At 77.7% G+C, this 7,312-nt stretch carries 7 protein-coding genes; 3 read left to right on the top strand and 4 right to left on the bottom strand.

Annotation, left to right across the window (positions count from 1 at the left end; translation table 11 throughout):
- Positions 1 to 123: 123 nt before the first annotated feature.
- Positions 124 to 639, top strand: coding sequence for an NmrA family NAD(P)-binding protein (locus EF903_RS06240; protein WP_125541744.1), 516 nt, complete (start codon positions 124 to 126; stop codon positions 637 to 639).
- Positions 640 to 651: 12 nt separating this feature from the next.
- Here the strand turns inward: EF903_RS06240 and EF903_RS06245 are convergent, their stop codons facing one another.
- The 3 genes from EF903_RS06245 to EF903_RS06255 form a co-directional block, all read right to left on the bottom strand.
- Positions 652 to 2,604, bottom strand: a complete 1,953-nt coding sequence (locus EF903_RS06245) for a hypothetical protein (protein WP_125541746.1) — start codon at positions 2,602 to 2,604, stop codon at positions 652 to 654.
- A 126-nt stretch (positions 2,605 to 2,730) separates the two neighbouring features.
- Positions 2,731 to 3,531: a tyrosine-protein phosphatase gene (locus EF903_RS06250; RefSeq protein WP_125541748.1), complete on the bottom strand. Its 801-nt coding sequence runs from the start codon at positions 3,529 to 3,531 to the stop codon at positions 2,731 to 2,733.
- 60 nt (positions 3,532 to 3,591) lie between these two features.
- Positions 3,592 to 4,269 carry a rhomboid-like protein gene (locus EF903_RS06255; protein WP_260614889.1) on the bottom strand — a complete coding sequence of 226 codons (678 nt, stop codon included), beginning with the start codon at positions 4,267 to 4,269 and terminating at the stop codon, positions 3,592 to 3,594.
- A gap of 200 nt (positions 4,270 to 4,469) precedes the next feature.
- Between EF903_RS06255 and EF903_RS06260 the strand changes: the two genes are divergently transcribed.
- A complete protein-coding gene (locus tag EF903_RS06260; RefSeq protein ID WP_260614891.1) occupies positions 4,470 to 5,243 on the top strand; it encodes a hypothetical protein in 774 nt (257 codons plus the stop codon).
- An 89-nt stretch (positions 5,244 to 5,332) separates the two neighbouring features.
- Positions 5,333 to 6,916, top strand: a complete 1,584-nt coding sequence (locus EF903_RS06265; RefSeq protein ID WP_125541750.1) for a PepSY domain-containing protein — start codon at positions 5,333 to 5,335, stop codon at positions 6,914 to 6,916.
- Positions 6,917 to 6,997: 81 nt separating this feature from the next.
- Here EF903_RS06265 and EF903_RS06270 read toward each other — a convergent pair.
- A partial coding sequence (locus EF903_RS06270) for a winged helix-turn-helix domain-containing protein (RefSeq protein ID WP_148142505.1) occupies positions 6,998 to 7,312 on the bottom strand: 315 nt, incomplete at its 5' end.

The raw sequence follows: 7,312 nt of genomic DNA on the forward strand, positions 1-7,312 counted from the left end.
GGCGGGTGCGGGGCGGGAAAACCCCTCGGCGGTCCCGGGGAGGTCCGGCCGGATTCTCCTGCGCCACGCAATCTCTGCGTGGCGCACACGTATTGTGCCGATCGCCCGTCATGAGAGGGAATCATGCCCGTCATCGCCGTCACCGGTGCCACCGGAACCCAGGGCGGGGCCACCGCCCGCGCCCTCCTCGCCGCCGGACACCGCGTCCGCGCGCTCACCCGCCGCCCCGACGCGCCCGCCGCGGACGCCCTGCGGCGGCTCGGCGCCGACGTCCGCCCCACCGACTTCGACGACCGTGCCGCGCTCGACGCCGCCCTCGCCCTGACGCGGCCCGCCGAGTTCGCCGGACGCCGCATCGACATCGCCTCCGGCGAACTCACCCCCGCCTGCATCGCGGAGGCCCTCACGGCAGCCGCGGGCCGGCCGATCACCCACCGGGAGGTCCCGCGGGCCGAGGTCCGGCGCCACTCGGCCGACCTCGCCGCCATGTTCGGCTACTTCACCGCCCGCGGCCTGGCCGTCGACACCGCCCGGCTGTGCCGCGACCACCCCGAGGTCCGTTGGCAGGGCTTCGCCGACTGGGCGGCGGCCCAGGACTGGACCGCCCTGCTGAGGGCCCCGGCGGACGCGGGCGCGTGAGGCCCGGCACCGTCAGTTCCGGGGGCCGCCCAGCGGACCCGCCTTCGTCCCGTCCGTGAGCCTGCCCGACAGGGTGACCTGCGCGCCCGCCGGCGCCTTCACCGCCAGCCGGCTGCCCGCGGACGACCCGCTCACCCCGCCGCCCGACGCCGACAGGGAGGCGAACTGGCCGCTGCCCGCGGCCAGCACGTACCACTGGCCCGCCTTCGACTTCCACTGGACGCCCGCCAGGACGCGCGGCTCCCGCGGACCACAGGCCGGCGAGCCCTCCGCCTGCGCGGCCTGCGCGGCCACCTCCTGGCCCGGAGCCAGGAACTGCGCCTGCACCCGGTCCCGTACGCCCGCCCAGGTCTCGGCCCGCGTGCACAGCCACGACGCCGTGCCCCCGCCCTCCGGGAGGGACTGCCGGGCGTACGCCCAGGCGTTCACCGAGCGGACCCCGTTCGAGCGGAACGACGGCAGCAGACAGGCGATCTTCGACCACTCGCCGAGCTCCCCGGCCTGCACCGCGTCCCGCTCGGCGCCCGGCGCGCCCGAGGTCAGCCGGGCCGGGACCAGCTCACCGAGGTCGGTGACCAGCCGGGTCCCGCCGTCGCCGGTGACGGCCAGCGCGTTCCAGGAGGTGCAGGTGCCGCCGGGGGCGGGGCTCGGCACGGGCGGGGTGACGCCGTGCCCGTCCGGCTTCAGCGCCGTCGGCTGCCCGTCCGGCTTCAGCAGGTCCCGTACCGCCGCACCGGTCACCCACGGGGCCATCAGGTAGCGGACGTTGCCGTCGACCCGGCCCAGCACCAGCGCCGACGCCGTCTCCGCGGACGCGCCGTCGGTCCGGGCGAAGTCCAGCGCCGCCGCGGAGGCCCCCGCGACCGGCTCCGCGTACCGGACCACGCGCAGCCCGTCGTACAGCAGCACCACCACCGCCTGGTCCACGGTCCCCGCGAACAGCAGCTGCGCCGGGCCCATCGGCGGGCCCGGCGGGGTACCGGGCGTCGCCGACGCGGCGACGGCCGCGCCGGGCCGCGCCCACACGGCCAGCGCGCGGCGCAGCAGCGCGGAGTCGCCGACGCGGTCGCCGCGGGCCGGCCAGGTCGAGAAGCCCGTACGGGACGACGTACGCCACAGCGACGGGACGACCCGGATCAGCTTGGCCGGGTCCAGGGCCTGCTCGGCCGCGGCGTTCCTCGCGTACGGCGGGGCCGCGGCCCCGTCCGCACCCCACCCCCCGTCGGGCAGGGCCAACAGCGCCCCGCACACCGCGAGCGCGGCTCCGGCCGCCGCCGCGGCCCGTCCGAGGCGGCGCCGGCGCAGCAGGTCGGTGGGGCGGGCCTGGAGCGCGCACGGATCGAACTCGGGGGAGGCGAACAGGGCGTCGTGGACCGGATCCCCCGACTCCGCGACCGCCGCGGCCGGATCGGCGACCCCCGCCCCGGCGAGCACCCGCAGCACCTCCGCCTCGGGCAGCCCCTCCAGGGCGCGCAGCACGCACGCGGCACGGCCCGGCCCGTCGAGGGTGGCCAGCCACTGGTCCAGCGCCAGCTCCTCGGCCCCGCCCGCACGGGGGAACAGCCGCAGCCCCCACACCCGCGGGAGCAGGCCCGGCAGCTGCGCCCGCTTCGGCACGGCCCGGAACGTCAGCGGAACCCCGGCCTCCAGGGCGGACCGCAGGACGCGCAGCCGGACGTACGCGTACCCCGCCTCGCCGGCCGCCGCCCCGGCGCGCTGCCCGGGCAGGCCCTGCCGCGCCCGCCGGCCGCCGCCGCGGGCGGGGCGCCGGGGGCCGCGGGGCAGGGCCCGCTGGGCCAGGGCATGGGCGGTGAGCACGCGCCGGTGGCGGCCCAGCGAGGGCGGCAGCACCAGGTAGGCGAGCCGCACCAGCCGCGGGTAGTGCTCGACGATCGCGGCCTCGGCCTCGTCGACGCCGAGCGGCGCGGGGGACGGGTGGCGGGTGGCGGTGTCCGGCGCAGTCACGTTCAGCAGAACGAGCGAATGGTCGGATGGTCACCGCCCCGGGGCCACCCGTCCGGCCGACCGGCGGGGGAGCGGGGCGGTGCGCGGGCCGGCGGCGGGAGCCGCCGCCGGAACGTTTCCCCCGCGTCAGTGGACGAGGCGGGCGCGCAGCGCCTCCACCGTCCCGTCCGGGACGCCGAGCCCCTCGCGCACGTACTTCTCCATCGAGCCGTACCGCGTGCTCACCTCGTCGAGCGCCGCCTCCAGGTAGGAGGGGAACACCCCGATCAGGCCCAGCGCGATGTCCGGGTCGCCGCCCGAGACGGTGAAGCCCTCGATCATCCGGGCGAAGGCCTGCCGGACGGCCGGATTCACCGACAGGTACTCGGCCATCAGGGTGTCGTCGTCGGCGCCGAGCAGCGCGAGCAGCACCGTCGCACCCCAGCCCGTACGGTCCTTCCCGGCCGTGCAGTGGAACAGCAGCGGGCCCGCCTCCGGGTCCGCCAGCTCCGTCAGCAGCGTCCGGTACGCGGCCTGCGCCGACGGCAGGCTCACCAGCGACCGGTAGATGTCGGCGAACAGCACCGCGACCTTGCCGCCGCCCAGGTGCTCCTCCGCCAGCGCCGGATCCGACAGCAGGTCCTTCAGCTGCGACGCGGCGGGCATCCGCCCCGCGCTCACCTTGTCCGCCAGGACGTCCTCCACCACCAGGCGCACACCCGGCGGTATCCGGTCCGGGTGGTCCGCGCGCTCCACGGCCGTCCGGAAGTCGATGACCGTGCGCAGGCCGAGGGCGGCCACCACCGGGTCGGCGGCCACGTCCATCCGGTCGAGCTGACCGGAGCGCAGCACCAGGCCAGGCCGCACGGTACGGCCGCCGGCCAGCGGGGTGCCGCCGAGGTCGCGGAGGTTGGCGACGGTGGTGGAGGGCGTTGCGGTGGCGGTCATCGGGCGGCTCCGGGGGTCGGTCGGCAGGAAGGGGGAAAGCTTCGGTCGGCTAGTGCTGGTTTATCCGATTTTCAGTGTTTTTCGGGTGGAGAGGTAATCGAAGGCGAGCGACAGCCCGACCCCTATCCCGAGCGCCGCCAGGTGCCCGGCGTCCGTGAACGTCCGCCCGCGCCGCAGCACCGGCTGCGCGGCGGCCGCCAGCAGCCCCACCCGGGTCGCCGTGCGGACCGGCCCGCGCGGCAGCGCCGACGTCAGCGCGCCGAGCACCGCGTTGAACCCGTAGCTGGTCCCCACGTCCAGGGCCCGCCGGGTCTCCGGCCCGGCCCGGCCCCGCAGCGCCCCGTATACCAGCAGCGTCGCCGTGACGTGCCCGAACAGGAACACCCCGGCCGTCCACCAGGCCCCGTACGCGTACTCCGCGTACCCGAGCACCGCGACCAGCAGGAGCGCGTACGGCAGCGGCAGCGGCTCCTCGACCACCAGGGCACTGCTCAGCAGCGTCTCCCAGCGGCCCGCGGCGAGGTTGTCGACGTTCGTCGAGCAGCCGCGCAGCAGCCGCTCCCGCCCCGGGGCCTCCAGCGCGGCCAGCGCGTACGCCCCGAGCTGCACGCCGACCGTGTACGCGGCCCCGCCCAGCGGCAGGGGGCCCAGGGCCGGCAGCCGCTGCCGCCACGCACCGGGCAGCAGCCCCGGCCACGCCCCCGGCACCCCGGCGGGCGGCAGGCCGTACGGGGACACGGCCGGGCTCGGTGCGGGCGCGGGCCGGGCGGCGGCCGGCGACGGCCCGGGCGCGGGGCGCGGACCCCGCGCCGGCACCGGCCCCGGCAAAGGCGTCGGATTCATCCGCCCATGATCGGCCAACGGCCCGCGGCGCGCTCCGCCGGGTCCGGTAGCAGGCGTTCCGCCTCGGCGGCAGGTTGTGCGAGCATGTTCCGGCCATGTCAGGTGAACCCGCGCCCCTGCGCGCCGCACGAGCCGCGCTCTTCGCGGCGGTGTGCACCGCCCTGGGCGCCGCCGGGCACGCCCTGATGTCCGGCGCCGACATACCACCCCGGGGCCTGCTGGCGGCGTTCGCCGCGACCGGCGCACTCGCCTGGCTCGCCGCCGGGCGCCGCCGCGGCCCCCTCCCGATCGGCGCGGCCCTGCTCGCCGCCCAGGCAGCCCTGCACCTCGCCTTCTCCGGCAGCGCCGCCGGCCACCACCACGCCGCCGCCCCCGCCCCGGCCGAGCCGATGCCCGGCCACCAGCACCTCCACGGCACGGTCCTGCCCGCCGGAGCCCCCGACCCGCACGCCGCCGCGGGCGCCGATGCCCTCGCCGCCGGAGGCACCTCCCTCGCCGACGCCGCCGGCCGCCTGGCCGACGCCGCCGGGCACGGCGGGCTGGGCATGGCCGCCGCCCACCTGCTCGCCGCACTCCTGTGCGCCGCCTGGCTCGCCCGCGGCGAGGCCGCCGTCTTCCGGCTCGCCGCAGCCCTCGGCGCCGCCGCCGTCCACGCCGCCCGCCCGCTCGTCCGCGCCCTGGCCCTCGTACGGCCACGCGCCGCCCTGACCCCGCGGCCGCCCGCACCCCGGCGACCCGCGCACACGGCGCCGCGCCGGCTGCGCGGTGCCGTCCACGCCCACGCCCTCGTCCGCCGCGGACCGCCCCGCCGGCCCGGCAGTGCCCTCGGCACCACCTTCACGGCCCCCGGCCGTGCCGCCCGCGCCTGACCAGCGCGCCTCCCGCCATGCGGGGAGGCAGGGCGGGGCGAGACAGGGGGCCGGTTCCCCCATGTCTTCGCCACACGAACAGGACACCCATGTCTCTCGACGAGGCCCAAGGCGCCGCCGCCCGCACCGCGGACGCCGCCGACGCCCAGCCCGAAACCCCAAACGACACCCAAACCGGAGACGCAGCCGCAGCCGCAGCCGGGGCCGGGGCCGGGGCCGGAACCCCCGCGGCGGCCGACCGGTCGGCCGCCGACCGGCCCGGCCCCGAGCCGAAGCCCGGCGGCTGGGCGGCCCTGCGGCCGCTCCTGCTGCGCATGCACTTCTACGCGGGCCTCCTCATAGCCCCGCTGCTGTTCCTCGCCGCCGCCACCGGCCTGCTGTACGCGGGCTCCTGGCAGGCCGAGAAGATCATCTACGCGGACGAGCTGACCGTCGACCGCGTCGGCGAGGCCGCCGTACCGCTCAGCACCCAGGTCGCCGCCGCCCGGCACGCCGAACCCGAAGGCAAGGTCGTCGCCGTGTGGCCCGCGCCCGACGCCGAGGCCACCACACGCGTGATCATGGAGGCGCCGGGCCTCGCCGAAGGGGAGACCCGCACCGTCTTCGTCGACCCGTACACCGCCCAGGTCGACGGCGCGCTCACCACGAAGGGCGACGCCCTCCCGCTGCGCGCCTGGCTCAGCGAATTCCACGCCAGCCTCCAGCTCGGCGAGTTCGGCCGGAACTACAGCGAACTCGCCGCGAGCTGGCTGTGGGTGGTCGCCCTCGGCGGCGCCGCCCTCTGGATCGGCCGCCGCCGCACGAGGAAGACCCGCCTCGTCCTCCCCGACCGCAAGGCCACCGGCCGCCGCAAGACCCTCTCCTGGCACGGCACCGTCGGCCTGTGGGCCGCCCTCGGCCTCGTCGCCCTCTCCGCGACCGGCCTGACCTGGTCGAAGTACGCCGGCGAGAACATCGGACAGCTCCAGGACCGCCTCGGCGGAGCCACCCCGTCCGTCGCGGCCTCCCTCACCCCGGGCCAGGCCGCCGGCGGCGACGAACACGCCGGGCACGTCATGACCGAGGACATGGAGATGCCCCCCGCGCCCCAGACCGCCGACATCGGCATCGACCGGGCCGTCGCCGCCGCGCGCGAGGCAGGCGCCACCGAATGGCTGCAGGTCACCCTGCCGGCGAAGGGCCAGGGCTACGTCGTCAAGGAGAAGGACCGCGAATTCCCGGTCCACCTCGACACCGTCGCCATCGACCCCGCCGACGGGCGCGTCATGGACGTCCTGAGCTTCTCCGAGTACCCGCTCCTCGCCAAGCTGACCCGCTTCGGCATCGACCTCCACATGGGCCAGACCTTCGGGCTCGCCAACCAGATCGCCCTCGCGGCCCTCGCCCTCGCGGTCATGCTGCTGATCTTCTGGGGGTACCGCATGTGGTGGCTGCGCAGGCCCACCAAGGACCGCGCCCTCGCAGCCGGCCGCGCCCAGCCGCGCGGCGCCTGGCGCAAGCTGCCCGTGACGCTGCTGCTGCCGCTCGCCGCCGCGACCGCCGCCGTCGGCTGGTTCGTGCCGCTGCTCGGCCTCAGCCTCGTCGCGTTCCTCGCGGTCGACATGCTGCTCGGCGCCCTCGCCGGCCGCCGCGCCAAGGCGGAAGCCGGGGCAGGGGCCGGGGCCGCCGGCTAAGGCCGCCGGCTGGGGCCTTCCCGCCCCGGCACCGTGCGGGCCCGTACTCCACAGGGGGGAGTGCGGGCCCGCTGCCGTCGGTCAGGGGGCGGGGGCGTACTTGTAGCCGACGCGGCGCACCGTCTGGATCGCGCCCCGGTGGGCGGCGCCCAGCTTGCGGCGCAGCCGGGCCACGTGCACGTCGACGGTCCGGCCGTCGCCGACGTGCCCGTACCCCCACACCGTCGTCACCAGCTGGTCCCGGGTGTGCACGCGGTGCGGATGCGCCACCAGGTGCGCCAGCAGCTCGAACTCCAGGTACGTCAGGTCGAGTACGCGTCCCCCCACCTCGGCGGTGCGCCGCGCGGGGTCGATGCGGACCCGGCCGTCGCCGGCGGCGGGGGCCGGGTCCGCATC

This window comes from Streptomyces sp. WAC05292 (assembly GCF_003949955.1).
GTDB lineage: Bacteria > Actinomycetota > Actinomycetes > Streptomycetales > Streptomycetaceae > Streptomyces > Streptomyces globosus.